We start from the raw sequence: 18,146 nt of genomic DNA, 5'->3' as shown, positions 1-18,146 counted from the left end.
CACACCATGGCGTTCATGAGCAAGAACAACTCTCGTCCCGAGGGCCGACCGCTGCTGCGGGAGTTGATCGACATCCCGGAGTCGGTGTCCACCTCCGACTTCGTACTGAAGCTGAACGAGGCGGTCACCCCTGAGGGGGCCGAGGCCGCCCTCAAGGATTACGTCGTCACCGACCGGCTGCTCGCCAACTTCGACGAGGCCCTCGACCTGATCAAGTCGGCACTGGACAGCCACTCGTCCAAGGCGGCCTATCTGCACGGTTCGTTCGGTTCCGGTAAGTCGCACTTCATGGCTGTGCTGTACGCGCTGCTGTCGCGGAACCAGGCCGCTCGGGCCCGCGCGGATCTCGACCCGGTACGGACCCGGCACTCCTGGCTGGACGCGGACGATCGCAAGTTCCTGCTGGTGCCGTACCACATGCTGGGCTCCAAGTCCCTGGAGCAGCGCGTGCTCGGCAAGTACGTGGAGCACGTACGCAAGCTGCACCCTCGCTGCCCGTTGCCGCAGGTCTATCTGACCGACGGGCTCTTCGAGGACTTCGCCGAGCAGCGCCGGCGGAACGGCGACGAGCGGGTGATCGAGCAGCTCGCCGACGCCGGGGGTGGCCAGGAGGACGAGTGGGGCGACTCCTTCGCCTGGACGACCGAGCTCCTCAATGAGGCGGTCGCCGCGCAGGAGGAGCACGACAACACCAAGAGTCTCGACCTGGAGAGCCCCTCCACGCCGCAGGAGTTGAGGGCCCGCCTTGTGCAGGACCTCACCCAGACTCTGTTCCCCTCCTTCGCGCGCAACGCCTCCGAGGACGCCGACGGGTTCGTCTCGCTGGACAAGGGGCTCGGCATCATCGCCGCGCACGCCAAGGAACTCAACTATGACGGCCTCGTCCTGTTCATGGACGAGTTGATCCTGTGGCTTGCCTCCCGTATCCACGACCAGAAGTTTGTCTCCCGCGAAGCCGACAAGATCACGAACTTTGTGGAGGGCGCCGACGAGCGGCGCGCCATCCCGGTGGTGTCGTTCATCGCCCGCCAGCGCGACCTGCGCGAGCTGGTCGGCGAGGAGATGTCGGGGGCCGCCGAGGCCGCCGTGCAGGACACCTTGAAGTTCAGTGGCGGGCGCTTCGACAAGGTGGTGCTCGAGGACCGGAACCTGCCGCAGATCGCGCAGGCCCGGCTGCTCAAGCCCACCACCGACGAGGCCGAGGCGAAGGTGGAGGCAGCGTTCACCGAGGCCAAGAAGCTCGGCCCGGATGTCTGGGACACCCTGCTCGGTCACGACAAGTCGACCACGGGCGCAGATGAGACCGCTTTTCGGCGGACGTATCCGTTCCCGCCGGCGTTCATGGACACCCTGGTGCACATCTCCGGCGCGTTGCAGCGCTCCCGCACCGGTCTGAAGCTGATGAGCCAGCTGCTGGTCGATCACCGCGACGACTGGCGGCTCGGGCAGCTCGTGCCGCTCGGTGACCTGTACCCGGCGATCGCGGGAGGCGGCGACAAGGCGTTCAGCGGGGAGACCAGTGTTCACTTCGAGGCTGCCGAGAAGCTGTACCGGGACAAGCTGCGCCCGTACCTGCTGAAGGCCAATCAGGTCACCGAGGACCAGGTCGAGGCGTATCGCCGTCATCCCGAAACCCTCAACGATCCCGAACTCACCGCCCGCTGCCGTGACTTCACCGGAGACAGTCGGCTGTTGCAGACGCTGCTGCTGTCCGCGCTGGCGCCGAGTGTCCCCGCTCTCGCCGACCTCACACTCGCGCGGCTGCATGCCCTCAACCACGGTTCCATCACCACCCGTATCGCGGGTACCGAGGTCGGCCGTCTTGAGCACAAGGCCAAGGAATGGGCGGTGAACTTCCCGGAGATAAAGGTCACCAGTACCGGGCCGGGCGCGGTGGTGCGCCTGGAGCTCACCGGTGTCGACCTCGACGCCGTCCTCGCCAACGCCCAGGTCCACAACAACCAGGGCAACCGCCGTACCAAAATGCGCGCCCTGCTCAAGGACGCGCTCGGCGTCAGCGACGGGCCCGGCGGCTTCGATGCTTACGACGTGCTCGGCCTGGTGTGGAAGGGGACCGAGCGGCAGGTCGAGGTAGTCTTCGGGAACGTCGCCGATCCTGACTCCCTGCCCGAGACCACTCTGCGTCCCAGTCAGGACGACGCCTGGCGCCTCGTCGTCGACTTCCCTTACGACGAGGGCGAGTTCGGCCCGATGGATGACTTGCAGCGGCTACGCGCCCTGCGGGAGAAGCCGGGCGGTGACTCGCGGACCCTTGCCTGGCTTCCTACTCATCTGACGGATGCCTCCCGCGCCGACTTCGAGCGTCTCGTCGTCATCGACAAGGCCCTCGCGGACGAAGCCCGCTTCGACGCCGAGTACGCGCGGAGCCTCAACGCGGACGACAAGGAGCGCGCCAAGGGCATGCTCCAGTCGCAACTCCTCGTCCTCACTGAGCGGGTCAACCTGTCCCTGCGGCAGGCGTACGGGCTCGCGCAGAAGCAGGAAGGGGTGGTCGACCTCAGCTTCGAGAACCATCTGGTCGCCCAGCAGGACGTACCCGATCTGCGGCCCCCGCTCGGCGCGCCGTTGGAGTCCGCCGCCCGCGACCTGGTCGGCAAGCTGCTTGCCCAGCAGTACCCCGCGCATCCCAATCTGGACCCCGAGGGCACAGGCAGGCCCGTGAAGCCTGCCGAGATCAAGACCGTCTTCGAGTACGTACGCAAGGCCGCCGAGGACCGTGACGGGCAAGTCGAGGTCGAGGCCAAGGACCGCAAGGTCATGGCGCGGATCGCGGGCGGGCTCGGGCTCGGCGCCATGCGGGAGGCGTACTACCGGCAGTCCACCGCCTGGCCCGACCACTTCAACGCCCAGGCCCGCCGGGACGGCGTCGCCGAGCCGACCCTGGTCAAGCTGTCCGACTGGAGTGAGCTGCCCGATCGGCGTGGACTGCCAGAGCCGCTGCAGCGGTTGGTTGCCGCCGCATATGCGGAGATGACCGACCGAGTGTGGGTGCGTGGCGGAGTGCCCATCGAACCCGCGCCCGCACCACACGAGCTGAAGCGGGACTACGCCCTGCGCGAGCAGCAGCTGCCCAGCGAGAGCGACTGGGACGAGGCACGCAAGCGCTTCGAGCCGATGCTCGGGAAGCGGGCGCCGCAGTTGCGGCGCGGGCGGATCGTCAACCAGTTCGCCGGGCAGATAAGGCAGGCTGCCGCCGCACTCGCGCAGGACACCGGACGGCTCGTCGGGGAGCTGGAGAAGCATCGCGACTTCCTGCGGCTCAGCGACGACTCGCCCCGGCTCGTTCTCGCCCGGCGTGCGCAGGAGTTGGTCAAGGCGGTGACTGAGGCCGGGATCGATGCGAAGTCCGTGGTGGACCGGCTCGCCCGCTTCGACCTCGGCGACTTCACCGCACATCGCTTCGGCATGTCGCTGATGAGTTCCGGGAAGGTCGCCAGCGCTCTGCAGAACACCGTCTGGGACCAGTTGAGCCTGGCCGATACCCTCGGGGTGGACGGTGCGGCGGTCCTAGAGCGGGTGCGGGACGCGGCCGCCGGCGATCCCGGTGACTACCCGGATCTGCCGGGAGTGTTGACCGCCGCCGGCCGGGAGGTGCTGTCCCTGCTGAGGTCCCGGCGGACCGCGGCCGAGCAGCCCCAGCCGCCCGTCGAACTGCCGCCCAGCTCCGAGAGCGTGGATCTGAACACCGGTTCAGCCCACCCGCAGGTACTGCCGGAGCCAGGGCCGGGGCCTCGTACTCCATCGCGATCCGCAGCCCGCTCCGGTGGCGGGCGTACCACCGCCGCCCGAGCCGCCGCCGAACTGCAGGCGGAGATCGCGGCGCTCGCGGCCGAGAACCCGAACGCCACCGTCGAGGTCGTCTGGAAGGTCGTCGACTGATGTCCGACACGGTCACCACAGCCCCTGCGGCCGTCGGCCCCGCCCGGCTGTCCGCAGGAACCGTCCGTCAGTACGTCGCCGCCCGCAGCCGGCTCGGCGACGGCACGGCCCGCGTACTGCTGTTGCGGGCCGCTCCCTCTTGGGACGCGCCCGCGGTGCAGCGAACTGCCGGCGGACTGCAGGCACGGGTGACCGTGGGTCCCTCGGTGCTCGCCGTACACGAGCAGATCCTGGGTCACCTTGACGCGCCGGAACCCGTCGATCCCAAGGTCCTGATTGTCCTCACCGATCGCGAGGACACCGACCTCGACCCCGGGCTGCTCGCCCGCGTTTACGGCGGCAGGATCCGGTCTGTCGACAACTGGGAAGTCGTACAGGAAGCGTTCGACGCGCGCGGCCTCGACGGGCGGCTGCGCGGCGAGAAGTGGGCGGCCGAAGCACTCCTCGACGCTGCGGCAACCCGGGGCTGGCCCTCGCTCGGTCGGGGCCTGCTCTCCCGCGACGAGGCCCTCACCCGGCTGGCCCGGCGGCGCCTGAGGATCGGCCGCCATGACACGAATCCGCTTGGCCGTCCGGCCGCACACGACGACGGGGACCGCATCGATCCGGTCGCACTGTTCCAGTGGACTCTCAACCCCGGCGGCCCGGATCTGCTGCGCGACCTGCGCGGCCCGGAAAGGGCCGGTCTGGCACGCTTCCTCTCGGAACCCGAACAGGGCGGGTCCGCCGGCCGGATCGTCACCGCCCTGGTGGACGCCGAACACGGGGCGGACGCAGCGGCGTACGCGGTGGTGTGCGCTGCGCTGTGGGGGCACGCGGAAGCCGACCACGACCTGTACCGGGCGCGCGGGCGGGCCGAGCGGTGGCTCGGCGAGGCACCACCTGCCCAGGGTGACGATCTCGACAGGCTTCTGACCTCCTTCGGTCAGAGCGGCGAGGCGTACGTCCGCAGCCTGGTCGACCGGGGAGAGCACCGGCTCGCCGACCCCGTCCTGACTCGGGCCGCCCAGCTCGTCACGCAATTCGGGGCACAGGCTGCCGCTTCGGCCAGCCCTCTGCTCGAATCCGGACTCGACACACGCTTCACCACCGCGGGCCACGCACTCTCCGACGGAGATGCAGAGAAGGTCACAGTCGCCATCACCGCACTGGTCGAGCATGCACTCGCCGCGGACGGCACCAACCGGGCCCGTATCGAGCGGGTACGGATGGCTGCACGGTTGCGGCGGTGGCTCACGGCCGAGCCCGGATCCGAGATCGCCTCGGTGGCCGACGGCACCGCCCGTCAGATCCGCGAACTCGGCTGGGTGGACCGAGCCTTGGAACACCTGGAGGCGGGCGGCGACGCAGACGCTGCACTCTCTGATGCGTACAGCCGGATCGGCACCCAGGTGCGCGAGCGGCGCAAGGAACTGGACCGAACCTTCTCCGAGCGGCTCGCGGTGTGGACCGCCGATGGCACCGATCCCCGCTCCATGCTCACCGTGGAGAGCTTGCTCAGTCGCGTGGTCACGCCTGTCGTCGAGAGTCCAGGCCGGCGGGTCCTGCTGCTCCTCATCGACGGCATGAGTGCAGCGATCGCCGCCGAGCTCGGCGAAGAACTGCGTGACCAGTGGGCCGAGTTCGACCCCCACACCGAAGCGACCGGCCTACCGGTCCGGCGCGCGGTGGCTGCCGCGCTGCCCACCCTGACCACCATCTCTCGCACCTCGCTGTTCGCGGGCACCCTGATGAAGGGCGACCAGAATGACGAGAAGCGGCTCTTCCCTCTCCATTCCTGCTGGAACGGGGCCCCGGCTGCCGTATTCCACAAGGACGACCTGCGCGGCCCCGACACCGGCTCGCCCTTCTCAACCGCTCTCTCCGAGGCGCTGTCCGACGAGCGCACCCACGTCGCGGTCGTCCTCAACACCGTGGACGACCGGCTCGGCAAGGAGCAGAAGCTCGGCGACGGCGCATGGGCGGCGAAGGAGATCGGCGGCCTGGAGCCGCTGCTGCGCGCCGCCCGTGCGAACGATATGACCGTGCTCATCACCTCGGACCACGGCCATGTCGTGGAGCGGCGCGGCAGCAAGCTCGATGCGGCCAGCGGCACCGTCGGCTCGGCACGCCATCGCACCCCTGGCGGACCTGTGGCACCCGCCGAGATCGAGCTGTCCGGGCCCCGAGTCGTCTGGCCGGAACCAGGAGCGCGAATCGTCGCCCTGCGCGACCACGACGCCCGGTACACCGCGCTAAAGGCGGGCTATCACGGCGGAGCGACACTCGCCGAGTTCACCATCCCGCTGCTCGCCCTGCTGCCGTTCGGCGCCGAGCCGCCCGCAGGTTGGCGCGAGCTGGGCGACCCTGCGCCCGTGTGGTGGGAGGAGGGCACCGAGGCCGCAGACGAAGTGGAGGCGGAAGCCGCTTCCACCCATGACACTGCCATAGTGCGCCCGCAGCGTAAGCAGTCCAAGAAGTCCGCCCTGCCTGTGCCCGAGGGTGTCATCGGCCTCTTCGGCGAAGAGGAGGTGGCGCCCCCGGCACCGCAGGCACCTACTGAGCCCTCGCAGCGGACGACTACCGATCCGGCGAAGGAGACGGCGACTGCACCCGCCCCGGCAGCGGACCCCGCCACCGCGCTGGTGGAGCGACTCATGTCCACCGAGCTGTACCAGGCGCAGCTGGGCCTGCTCGCCCGTCCGCCGCGCGACAAGACGCTCCTCCCGAAGGCGCTCACCGCACTCGTCGAGGCGGGCACCCTGTCGATGACCGCCCTCGCCGAGCGCGCCGGCCAGCCAGCCACCCGCGCCCCCGGCTTCGCCGCGACGCTCGCCCAGCTCCTCAATTACGATGGGGCCCAGATCCTGGAGATCCTCCCCGACAACCGCACCTTGCGCCTACACCGGGCCCAGCTGGTCGAGCAGTTCGGCCTGTGAACCGGCACCGCCGACCCAGCCACTCGTCGAACCGACGGGACCGTGTCATGCCGGATGGGAGACTGTTCGGGTGAACGGGTTTGGATCTTCAGCCTCCGGTGCCGCCGCCCCTGTGGGGGCCGTACGCCGACGCGCAGTGGTGGATGCGCTGCGGCGCGGCGCCGTCCCCGAGAGCGGACTCGACCTGCTCGCCACCGGACTCGGCCGGTTCGAGCAGGCCGTCGACGAGGAGCTGGACGCGGTCGCTGCCGGCGGCTCGGTGTTCAAGGCCGTACGCGGTGAGTACGGCTCCGGCAAGACCTTCTTCACTCGGTGGCTCGGCGAGCGCGCCAAGCGGCGCACCTTTGCCGTGGCCGAGGTGCAGGTGTCGGAGACCGAGACACCCCTGCACAAGCTCGAGACCGTCTACCGGCGTCTCACCGAACGCCTGAGCACCGCGAGCTTCCCGCCCAGCGCCCTGCGTCCGGTCGCCGATGCCTGGTTCTACGCGCTGGAAGAGGACGCCCTCGCGGACGGCTCGGGCGAGGAGAAGCTGCCGCAGGCGGTGGACCGGCTCCTCACCGCCCGTCTGGCCGAGGTGTCCCGGCATGCACCCGCTTTCGCCACCGCTCTGCGCGGATACAAGCAGTCCCTGGACGCCGGCGACGAGGCCACTGCCGCCGCGGTGATGGCTTGGCTCGGCGGCCAACCGCACGTCGCAGCAGCCGCCCGGCGCAGCGCAGGTGTACGCGGCGACCTCGACCACTTCGGCGCCTTCGGATTCTTGCAGGGCCTGCTCACCGTGCTCCGGGACGCCGGACACGCGGGACTCATCCTCGTACTGGACGAGGTGGAAACCCTGCAAAGGGTCCGCTCCGATGCCCGCGACAAGGCACTGAACGCCCTGCGTCAGCTCATCGACGAGGTCCACTCCGGCCGCTTCCCCGGCCTGTATCTCGTCATCACCGGCACCCCCGCTTTCTACGACGGTCAGCAGGGCGTGCAGCGGCTCGCCCCGCTAGCCCAGCGCCTCGCCACGGACTTCACCACCGACCCGCGCTTCGACAATCCGCGGGCCGTCCAGATCCGCTTGCCGGGATTCACCGAGGAATCGCTGGTTGGACTCGGCTCCACCATCCGTGACCTGTATGCCGAAGGCTCCCAGTCCCCCGATCGCATCAAGCAGCTCGCCGATGACGCGTACCTCACCGACCTGGCTCGAGCTGTAGGCGGGGCCCTTGGTGGGAAGGTCGGAGTCGCACCGCGGCTGTACCTGAAGAAGCTGGTCGGGGACGTACTCGACCGGATCGACCAGTTCGACGACTTCGACCCTCGCACGCACTACAAGCTGACCGTGGCAAGCGGTGACCTCAGCGCCACCGAGCGGAACTTCGCCGCGCCGGCACCGGCCGCCTCGGCGGACGATCTCGACCTGGACCTCTGACGGCCGACTCGCCGAAGCCCCGTCCCCCGGAGTCCCGAACTCTGACGACCATCGCAGGAGTCACCGACGTGCAGGAGCATTCCAGCGGTACCGACCCGGTGGACCGCCTCGACCCGGTGGTGCTGCACCACATCGTCAACACGCTTAGCTGGCCCGATCTGCGCCCCCTGCAGAAGGCTGCCGTAGGCCCGCTGATGGATGGCGAAGACGCGATCCTGCTCGCGCCGACCGCCGGCGGGAAAACCGAAGCCGCCACGTTCCCCCTGCTCTCCGCCATGCGGGAGAAGCGTTGGACCGGCACCTCCGTGCTCTACCTCGCCCCGCTCAAGGCGCTCCTGAACAACCTGGTGCACCGGGTCGACAGCTACGCCCAGTGGCTGGGACGCCGAGCCGCCCTCTGGCATGGCGACACCCCCGAGTCCGTACGCCGCCGCATCCGCACCGACTCCCCCGACTTCCTGCTCACCACGCCCGAGTCACTCGAAGCGATGCTGATCAGCGTCAAGACCGACCACGCCCACATGTTGGGAGGGGTACGGGCTGTCGTCGTCGACGAGGTGCACGCCTTCGCAGGGGACGACCGCGGCTGGCACCTGCTCGCCGTACTGGAACGCCTGGAGCGGCTGGCCGGCCATCGCATCCAACGCGTCGGCCTCTCAGCCACCGTCGGCAATCCCGACACGCTCCTCACCTGGCTCCAGGGCGCAAGCCCCGCCGACCGGCCCGGCCGAGTCGTCGCACCCGGCGTCACCCTGCCCGCAACCACCGACGCCGCGAGCGCCACCGAACTCCCACGCCCCGCAGGGGATGTGGAGCTCGACTACGTCGGCTCTCTCGCCAACGCAGCCAAGGTGATCTCCGCTCTGCACCAGGGCGAGAAGCGGCTCGTCTTCTGCGACTCCCGCAAACAGGTGGAGGAACTCGGCGCCGCACTCCGTGCCCGCGACGTCACCGTGTTCCTCTCTCATGCCTCGCTCTCCACCGACGAACGCGCCCGTTCCGAGCAGGCGTTCGCGGAAGCACGCGACTGCGTCATCGTCTCCACCTCCACCCTGGAGCTCGGCATCGACGTCGGCGACCTCGACCGCGTCATCCAGATCGACTCCCCCGGCAGCGTGGCCTCCTTCCTGCAGCGAATCGGCCGCACCGGACGCCGCGCCGGCACATCCCGCAACTGCCTGTTTCTCGCCACCCGCCCCGACATGCTGCTCCAAGCAGCCGGCCTGCTCTCCCTCTGGGCCCGCGGGTGGGTGGAACCCGTCGCCCCTCCACCCTCGCCCCGCCATCTCGTTGCACAACAACTCCTCGCTGTCACCCTGCAGGAACATCGCATCGGCGACCGACTGTGGCCCGAGCAATGGAACGGCCTCGCACCCTTCGACCGCTCCGCCTCTCCGCTCCTGTCACACCTGGTCTCCGAGGGCTTCCTCGACAGCGACGGCGGCATGCTGTTCATCGGCCCCGAGGCCGAAAAGCACTTCGGCCGACGTCACTTCATGGAGCTGACCGCCTCGTTCACCGCACCCCCTGAATTCACCGTGCTCGCCGGGCGTACCGAGATCGGCACCACGGACCCGTCTGTCCTCACAGAGGAGCGCCAGGGTCCACGGCGGCTGCTCCTGGCCGGCCGCAGCTGGCAGGTCACCTTCATCGACTGGGCACGGCGCCGCGCCTTCGTCGAACCGGTCGAGGACGGTGGCGTCGCCAAATGGCAGGGCAGCGAGGCACGCGGTCTCTCGTACGCACTGACCCGTGCCATGCGCGATGTTCTGCTCGGCACCGACCCCGACGTCAAGCTCACCCGCCGCGCCACAGCGACCCTCGCCGAACTCCGCATGGACCGCGCACCCCACGAAGTACACCCGGCGGGCACCCTGTTGGTCCGAGACGCAGACGCCGCCCGCTGGTGGACCTGGACCGGCTACCGCGCCAATGCCACCCTCGCATCTTCCCTCGGCAACCTCGCAGACCCGGTGCAGCGCCCCACCGACACCCACATCCGGCTCCGCCAGGACCTCTCCCTCGCAGACTGGAAAGCCGCACGAGCCGAACTCCCCGACTCCCTCACGCTGCCCACGGTCGACCCTCGCGCCGTACGCGGCCTGAAGTTCTCGGTGGCCCTGCCTCCCCGTATCGCCACCGCCACCCTCGCCGAACGCCTCGCCGACTTCGACGGCGCCCTCGCCGCAGCCCAGGAGCCCGTACGGGTCGAGTGGGGCGGTTGATGGCTGAGTAAGTGGCTACATTGCTCCACTTCTTAGCCTCTACTGCCCTCGACCAAGGCATCCCGGTGCACGAGGTATCCCGCTGCCTCGGTCGATAATCAATCAGGCCACGATCGATGTGCCCGGGCACCTCGTCCCGACTTCTTGGAGCGGTGCCGGTCGGTCATCCAGGCCGCTCTGCGGCCGTGTCGTCTATGTGTGGCGAGGCCGGCGCTCCGGCAGACGGACGCTAAGCCCCACTATCGGAGAGGTCTGACAATGCAGCCCTGGCGGTATTGGGTTTGCGCCAGCTTTCGTTTCCCACCGTGTTCGTTTCCGGTCACACCTTCGTGCCGCCTTGGCCATTACACCAGGCCAGGAATGGGTTCCAGCATGATGGGAGCCGGTGACTTTTAGGCCGAAAATGGCTCTTGCCCTCAACCGGTGTCAGTGGGTGGGTTCATCATCATCTGCCATGACGCAGGAACCATCACAGGCCGAGAGGCGACCGTCCACGGTGGGGGCGAGTGCAGGGGGCCCGACGGCAAAGCTCGTCGGTGATCTGACCACGACTGCCTTGCGAGCGGCCCGCGCCTTTGCCACCCGGCACGAGAAGCCTGCCGCATGGCGTGAGGTGTCACGGATGCACGGCGTGTTCCTGAGCCTGCTCCCTCCTGCGGCAGCTCCCCCGACGCCCTCAGATTTGATTGCCGCCTTGCGACACCCCATGCGGGCATGGGTCCCGCTGCGGTGGGATCTCGTTCCGAGCGAGCTCGGCTCGTTCAGCGTCTTGAGCCACGATGACCTGTTGACCGGCGAGGCCATCGAGTACGGATCCGATTACAGCGAGGCCCTCTTCGAGAACCACGAAGCAGGGGTCGACTGGGTGCCACGGTGGGCTCAGCAGACCTTTGAGAAGGTCGAACGCTCCGTCTACCTGGTTCTCTCGTCCGCGGGACAGAACGAGTACGTCGCCACACGGCAGATGCTGATCGAAGTACCCGCGGGCACCGTTGAGCAGGTCAGCGACGAACTGCACGAGCGCGGAGCCCTGCACACCGAGGCGTACGAACCGCTGCCGCCTGATCGCCAGTTCGTCTCCGGACAGAATGCCTGGTACGTGCCCTGCCCTGTCTGTCGGTGGCCGATGCACGTGCGTGGCTCCCTGCTGGCGTGCCGGTATCCGCAGCATGTCGGGCAGTTCACCATCACGCAGGAACACGACGCTGGCGGGGCGCCGCGTGTGCGCGGCACCTTGCCGGCCCTCGCGGTCCACGCAGCCGAGACAGTGTGTCTGCACGAAGCCGTCTGGCGCTACATCACCGTCCCCGGCATCACCGAGGTGTCACTGATGGGCTGGCTGGCCGAGCAGGCCGGCATCGATGGCGACGCAATCACGAAGTGGCCGCACAAGGACCGGTGGGACATCAGCGTCCGGGCTGGCAACAGCGTCTTCGAGGTGGACCTCAAGGACACCAGGTCCCCATCCCAGATCGTCGCCAGGCCGCCACGAGCCCGGCACGTGGTCGTGCCCGACTACCGGTCCTGGCAGGTCGCGCAGCTGCGCCGGTCCCTGCCGACCGGGCGCTATGAGGTCCGGACCGTCCGCGCCTTCAAGGCCCTTGTCGACAAGGCCCTCAAGGGGGCACAGTGAACAGTCGTCCTCTGGCCGCGATGAGCGTGCAGCGCTTGAGCACTTTGGCCGCGCTCGCCTTGGCCGCCCGGCTGTTTCCCGACCGCAGCGACGACTCCTTCCGGCACGCGACCGCGATCCGGGACGCGCACTTCCTTGTCTCCGGGCACACACACTTGTGGAGGGGCTATCCGGATCTGTCGTCTGAGGACACGCGGCGAGTCACTCGGCTCCTGCTGCACCGCACCGGGCGGCTGGCGATCCTGAGCGCGTTTCGCCGCGCCGTCGAGGAGCTGTTCAACTCGACCGGGATTCCGGAGGGGTTCGCTCTCCTTGATGACGAGCTCTACCTGGTGACTGAGCCGGTCCACCAGCAGCTTGCCGCGCTGGTGGACGAGGTCCTGGAGATCCTGGATGACCGTGCCGCCGCGCTCGACGCGGGGCGCAGCCGCCCACTGGCCCTTCAGGGGCACTTCCGTATCGGCACGCAGATCCCCGATCCGAGCCGGCCAGGCAACGGGGTCATCCAGGCCCACTACGTCCTCGATGTGCCCCACGTCGACACGCCATTGCCGGACTTCGGCAAGCCCCGCGAGTGCCCAGTGCTGTCCGTGCCGATCGAGGCCCTTCGGTCGATTGCCGACTCGCTGGATCGGGCCTTCGGCCAAAGCCACCGGCGTCAGAGTCTGGACCGGCTCTTCCAATACATCCGTCACGCCGACGGCTCCTTGCTCACCGAAATGAACCTCGTACTCAACGCCGGGCTCATCAGGGTGCTCAGCGCGTGCACCGGCTCCGGCAAGAGTGTTCTGGCGAAGTTGCTGGCCGAGTGGGGCGTCCTGAACGGCTATGTGACCGGGATCGTGGTACCGCGCAATGACAGCGTGCTCGCCTTCACCCACGCCCTGCGTGCGGAGCTCAAAGAGCTCGGTCGCACTGACGCGGTGGTTGTGCCGCTGATCTCGCCGAACAGCATGCAGGCAGAGGCGGAGAAGGCCGCCCGCAGTCACCTGGAGGAGGGCCGGCTCGATGAGGCGGATCAGGCGTTTTCCGAGTTCTCCTACGGCTGCGGCATGCAGGCGAGGTCGACAAACACCCAGGACGTCGACCTGTGGCAGCCCGGGCGCGAGCGCTGCTCGGACTTCGAGGGTATCGACGCGGACACCGGCGAGGTCCGTTGCCACCGCTGTCCCTGGTACGCCCACTGCGGCAAACACCGCCACCAGCTGGCACTCGACAGCGCGAACATCATCGTCACCAACCACATCAACCTCATGTCCGGCCGCCTCCATGTCCCGGTGCTGGCCGAGGGGCAGCAGCGCAACCACATGAGCGTCGAAGAGGCGCTGCTGCGCCTCACCCATCTCCTGCTCATCGACGAGGCAGACGCCTTCCAGGCCACCGGATTCGCCAAGAGCGCCCACCACGTCACCCTCGCGCGCTACGGCAGCCGGCAGCCCAGTGCCCTGCAAGAGCTTCACGACCAGTTCAGCGTCCGGGCCGGCGCATTGATGTACGAGCTCGAGCGCTACATCCACCCCAAGATCACCCAGGCGCGATTCTTGTCGGAGAGCTACGTGAGCAACGCAGCCAACGGACGCATCGCCCAACGCGGCCCCAACGAACGCAACCGCCAGCAACTCGCGCGCCGCCGATTGATCATCCCGCGCCGTTGGGATGCCTGGTGCACCGCGCGTCTGTGGCGCACTCCGGAGGATTCCTCACCCACTCACGAACAGATCGATACTTTCCGCAAGCTGTTCAACCCGAGCGAGGAAGCCCAGCTCACCGAGGCGACCGTCCCGGCCATCCCCGGCCTCGATGACAGCAGCCAGGACCACCTGACCCGGCTGCGCAGCGAACTGCTCGACACCACAGCCTTGCGCGAGGGCGCCGATCCCGTCTTCGACGGCGCGCACGCACGGATCTCCGCTGCCACAGCCTCGCTGCTGGACCCGGCACTTGACGATGACGACCGTGAACTCCTGGTCGACCTGCTGGTGCGACGGGCCTACCTGGAGCAGATCCGAGCCCAAATCGAATACGTGACCCGCTTCGGCACTTCCCTGAAGGCATCCGGTATCACCGCGGCCAACCAGCTGGCCGAGATGCTCGACGACAACAAGCAATGGCACGCCGCACCGTACGGCCCGCTGGGCGCACCCGTCTTCGGCTTCACCGCCATCCACGACATCGAGGACAAGCATCGCACCGAACTCGCCCTGACCTCCTTTGCCGGCGATCCTCACGCCTACACCGCCCAGCTCGGCGACACCACCGCGCTGGCACTGTGCGGGCAACGCCGCATTGTGCTGGGACTCTCGGCGACTGCGCACATGCCCGGCGGCACCATGCACCACCTCATCACTCCACCGACCTGGTACGTGCCCGATGACATCACCGGCTCCCTGGTACTGAAGTCGCTGCCCCTGGTGGACGAGCGCAACAATCCCATCCGGATCTCCGGTACATCAGACATCCACCGGGACCAGGCCCACCAGCAGATGGGCCGCGCCCTGTGGTCCCACATCGTGCAGCATCTGAAGAAGCTGGGCAGCCGGGCGAGCACCGCGCACCGGGCACGCATCCTCGTCGCCTGCACCTCCTACGTCGGCGCCGGGCAGCTCGCCGAAGGCATGATTTCCGCCGGCGCGGACCCGGACAGCATTGCCGTCGCCGCCCGCGTCGAGAGCGAGAGCGCCGTACCGGCGCACTTCCGGCGACGCCCCGCCTGGCATGAGATCCCCTCGGATGCTCTGGAACTCTTCCCCCACCACAACAGTGCCAAGATCCTCATCGCACCGCTCGCCATTGCCGAACGCGGACTGAACATGGTCGACCACAACGGGCGCTCCCTGGTCGGCGAAGTCATCCTCGCCGTCCGCCCGATCCCGCTGATGGACGAACCCGCCCAGCTCCTCGCGCTCATCTCCAGCCGCGCCTACAGCGCCCTGAACCGCTCGCAAGATCCCGCCGAAATGCTGCGCGAACTCTCCCGCACCTCCAGCGCAGTCCACGAAGAGCTCTTCCGCAGCCACCATTTCTTCCAGTCCCTGCCCAACCAGGTGCGCCTGTCGATCGTCGCCGAAATGCTCATCGGCATCATCCAGCTCGGCGGCCGCGTACGGCGAGGCGGCGACCAAGGCGTCCTCTACCTCGCCGACCACGCCTTCCACAACACCGCAAGCGGCAGCGACCTGCCGCGACTCATCCGAGAACTGCGCCACGGCTGGGCCAAGACCGGGCAGCTCGAACTCCTGCAGAACATCTACGGAAACACCCTCACCGCGATCTTCAACTTCGCCGACGAAAGGACCAACCGCTGATGGCCGCCGGCCCCACCCGCCTCTACACCGCCGACTTCCCCCTCAGCCCTGAACTGATGGGACAGGTGTGGTTCTACCCCCTCACCCCCGAGTTCGAGGACTTGTGGGAAGTCTGCGAACGCCAGTGGGACCCCGACGAAGGCTTCCGCACCCCGCACGGTGCCCTGCGCGTGGCCCTGGGCACCGCAACCGGACGCATGATCGTCTTCACGATCTCGCGGCGACGCAGCACCGGGCCCGACGAGGCACAGAGCCTGATCGTCGCCGACGGCCCTCTAGATGCCAAGCTCACCAAGCGCTGCTTCGACACGTGGCAGAAGTTGCACTTCCCCAACCTCAAGCACCAACTCCTCAGCGAGCACATCGATTTCCGCAACACGGCCTGCCGCCCCCTCACCGACGTCCTGCAGCGCGACGACGGCGGCTACATCACCGGGCCCTGGTGGTGGAAGGACGCCGCAGGGTGGGCCGCCATCCAGCAACTGGCAGCCCGCGCCATGACCGACCAGCAGCACCCCGACCAGCCAGCCACGCCCTTCCGAGTGGCGCTCTCCCACGACGCCAAACGACTCGTAGCCTGGGACTACCCCTACTACCGCACCATCTATCAGGGCCGAGCCAACGAACGCACCGGCTGGGCAATGGCCTACGTCTCGGTCACCGGAGAGACCCAACGCGGCCTGCCCAACCCCATCTTGCGCTTCGACTGCCACGTCACCCGCGTCGCCGACCACTGGCGCAACGTCAAAACCGTCATGCTCAAGCACCCCCAGTTCGATACCCTGCTGCGCGTCCCGGTCCGCCATCTCCCCCGCACCGGCCCCGACGGCGAAAAGATCACCGACAAGGACGGGCGCTTCACCTGGAAGACAACTTTCCGCGGACACACCGCGGCCATCGTCCAGGCGTGCGGCCTCAAACCCGTCACGTTGCCCGTCAACGCCGACGGCGCTCTCGACCGTGTCCGGGCGGTCTTCCGCAACAAGGGCAAGCACCTGGTCGGCAAGGGCGTCGGCGCCTACTTCACCCTGCGCATGACCACCCACATCGCCGAGACCCTCGGCGTCCAACCGATCATCTACGACGCCTCCCGCCACACCATCCCGGGCAAGAGCATCACCAGCGGCCCCATCCCCCGCGGCAAGCTGCCACAGGCCGTGGAGGCAGCCGGATGGAAGTCAGTGCGCCTGGTGGCGGTGTACTCCGCCGACAGCACGCCGCAACGGATCCTGCGTCAACTCCGTTCGGACTACGGGATTGCAACACCTGCTGCACTGGCCGACCGGGCAACGGCTTTCGATGGGCAGATCGTCGACGTCGCCCCCACCATCACACTGGAATTCCGGAAGATCCCCGAGCTGACCATGCACGGCCGCCATGACCGCGCAGCACTCATCCGCAGCCACAGCGCCCTCCAGGTCAGCGACCCCGACCAACTCATCGCCGTCATCTGCGAGACCACCTGGGACGGCAAGCCCGTCCCCCACGACGGCAAGCCAGCCACCCGCAAGGCACTCGGAGCCACCAGGATCGTCAGCCAGTTCCTCGTCAAGACCGACGCCCCGCCGCGCGAAGAGGACACCGACTTTCCCACCAGCGCGGCCCTGCGCCACATCTTCCAGGACGCCGGCGTCATCGACGACCGTCTCTCTCGTGCCATCTGCGCCACGCCCGAGGTGTCCATGGACGCGCCGCTGACAGAGCCCGTAACCGTGGTCGGCATCCACATGCGCCGACACGTCTACAAGCGAGTACGAGGCCAGGGCTACCGCAGCCCCAAACTCGTCGCCTGCCTCGTCGCGATGCACTTCACGCCCGACGCTCAAACCCCGCCGTACACCGAGATGCACCAAAACGGGCGATGGCTGCGCATCGCGGAGGGGCGTGCCCTCTTCCACTCCTCCGAGATCGGCAGCGAACGCTGGGGACGCAACGGCGACGGTGCTCGGGCCGTCCGAGACCACATCGAGACCGCCCTCGACAACCTCGTCCTGCCCGAGGGCAGCAACCGTGTCGTCCTCGTCCTGGACAAGGAAGGCAGCCGCAGCATCTACCCGGCCCTCGACGACAATCCCTTCCGCACCGCGCCGCACCCCGGACGCGGTCTCGCTCACGACGGCATCGACGTCGCCACCGTACGCATCGCCTTCGGACACCATGCAGCGCGGCCGGCAACCGTCTACCGCGACGGTGTCGACAACCTCACCACCATGAACCCCACCTACCGGCGCACTCTCATCTTCGAGAAGCATCACCCCCACGAGACCGTGTGGATGCTCACGCAACAATCACGCCAGCAAGCCGGAAACTCGCCCATGCTGCGCGAGGGCAACAAACGAACCCGCGACGACTTCAGCACCCTCACCTACAACCCCATGAACAAGGACCTCCACGCCACCAGCCGCATCGAGCTCACCGTCCCCACGCCAGGCAGCTGGCGCCCCGGCGACCTCGTCGCGTTCGTCGCCCGGCAATGCGACCAGGCCGTCGCGTGGGATCACCGCACGCTACGTCCGGCCCCACTCCATCTCGCCTACAAGACCGACCAGGACCATCCCGACTTCCGCAGCCACGATCCTGGTGACGGCGAGGCCCAAGATGACGAAGATGACCTTTCATAGCCATGCATGGACAGGGCCAACCGAGCTCACTCCCGCTGGACAATGCAGTGGTGCACCACCAGCAGTCGGAAACTTGTTTGACGTTCCGCACTCGTAGATTACCGACACCGCTTAGCGTCAG

Annotated in this window: 7 protein-coding genes; all 7 read left to right on the top strand. The window is 68.2% G+C overall.

What is annotated here, in order from left to right:
* Window positions 1–6: 6 nt before the first annotated feature.
* The 7 genes from ACFWWQ_RS25920 (at window position 7) to ACFWWQ_RS25890 (ending at window position 18,025) form a co-directional block, all read left to right on the top strand.
* Window positions 7–3,900, top strand: coding sequence for a phage resistance protein (locus ACFWWQ_RS25920; protein ID WP_384600689.1), 3,894 nt, complete (start codon window positions 7–9; stop codon window positions 3,898–3,900).
* Window positions 3,900–6,818: a BREX-2 system phosphatase PglZ gene (gene pglZ / locus ACFWWQ_RS25915; RefSeq protein ID WP_384600686.1), complete on the top strand. Its 2,919-nt coding sequence runs from the start codon at window positions 3,900–3,902 to the stop codon at window positions 6,816–6,818. The genes ACFWWQ_RS25920 and pglZ overlap by 1 nt, the downstream gene beginning before the upstream one ends.
* Before the next feature lie 70 nt (window positions 6,819–6,888).
* A complete protein-coding gene (gene brxD, locus ACFWWQ_RS25910) occupies window positions 6,889–8,241 on the top strand; it encodes a BREX system ATP-binding protein BrxD (RefSeq protein WP_384600683.1) in 1,353 nt (450 codons plus the stop codon).
* Window positions 8,242–8,309: 68 nt separating this feature from the next.
* A complete protein-coding gene (locus ACFWWQ_RS25905) occupies window positions 8,310–10,466 on the top strand; it encodes a DEAD/DEAH box helicase (RefSeq protein ID WP_384600680.1) in 2,157 nt (718 codons plus the stop codon).
* Window positions 10,467–10,962: 496 nt separating this feature from the next.
* Window positions 10,963–12,099 carry a hypothetical protein gene (locus ACFWWQ_RS25900; RefSeq protein WP_384600713.1) on the top strand — a complete coding sequence of 379 codons (1,137 nt, stop codon included), beginning with the start codon at window positions 10,963–10,965 and terminating at the stop codon, window positions 12,097–12,099.
* A 20-nt stretch (window positions 12,100–12,119) separates the two neighbouring features.
* Window positions 12,120–15,404 carry a hypothetical protein gene (locus tag ACFWWQ_RS25895; protein WP_384600677.1) on the top strand — a complete coding sequence of 1,095 codons (3,285 nt, stop codon included), beginning with the start codon at window positions 12,120–12,122 and terminating at the stop codon, window positions 15,402–15,404.
* Window positions 15,404–18,025 carry an RNaseH domain-containing protein gene (locus ACFWWQ_RS25890; RefSeq protein WP_384600674.1) on the top strand — a complete coding sequence of 874 codons (2,622 nt, stop codon included), beginning with the start codon at window positions 15,404–15,406 and terminating at the stop codon, window positions 18,023–18,025. The genes ACFWWQ_RS25895 and ACFWWQ_RS25890 overlap by 1 nt, the downstream gene beginning before the upstream one ends.
* The last annotated feature ends 121 nt before the right edge of the window (window positions 18,026–18,146 follow it).

The organism is Streptomyces sp. NPDC059080, assembly GCF_042739975.1.
Classification (GTDB): domain Bacteria; phylum Actinomycetota; class Actinomycetes; order Streptomycetales; family Streptomycetaceae; genus Streptomyces; species Streptomyces benahoarensis.
This window is presented reverse-complemented; position numbering and strand designations above follow the sequence as displayed.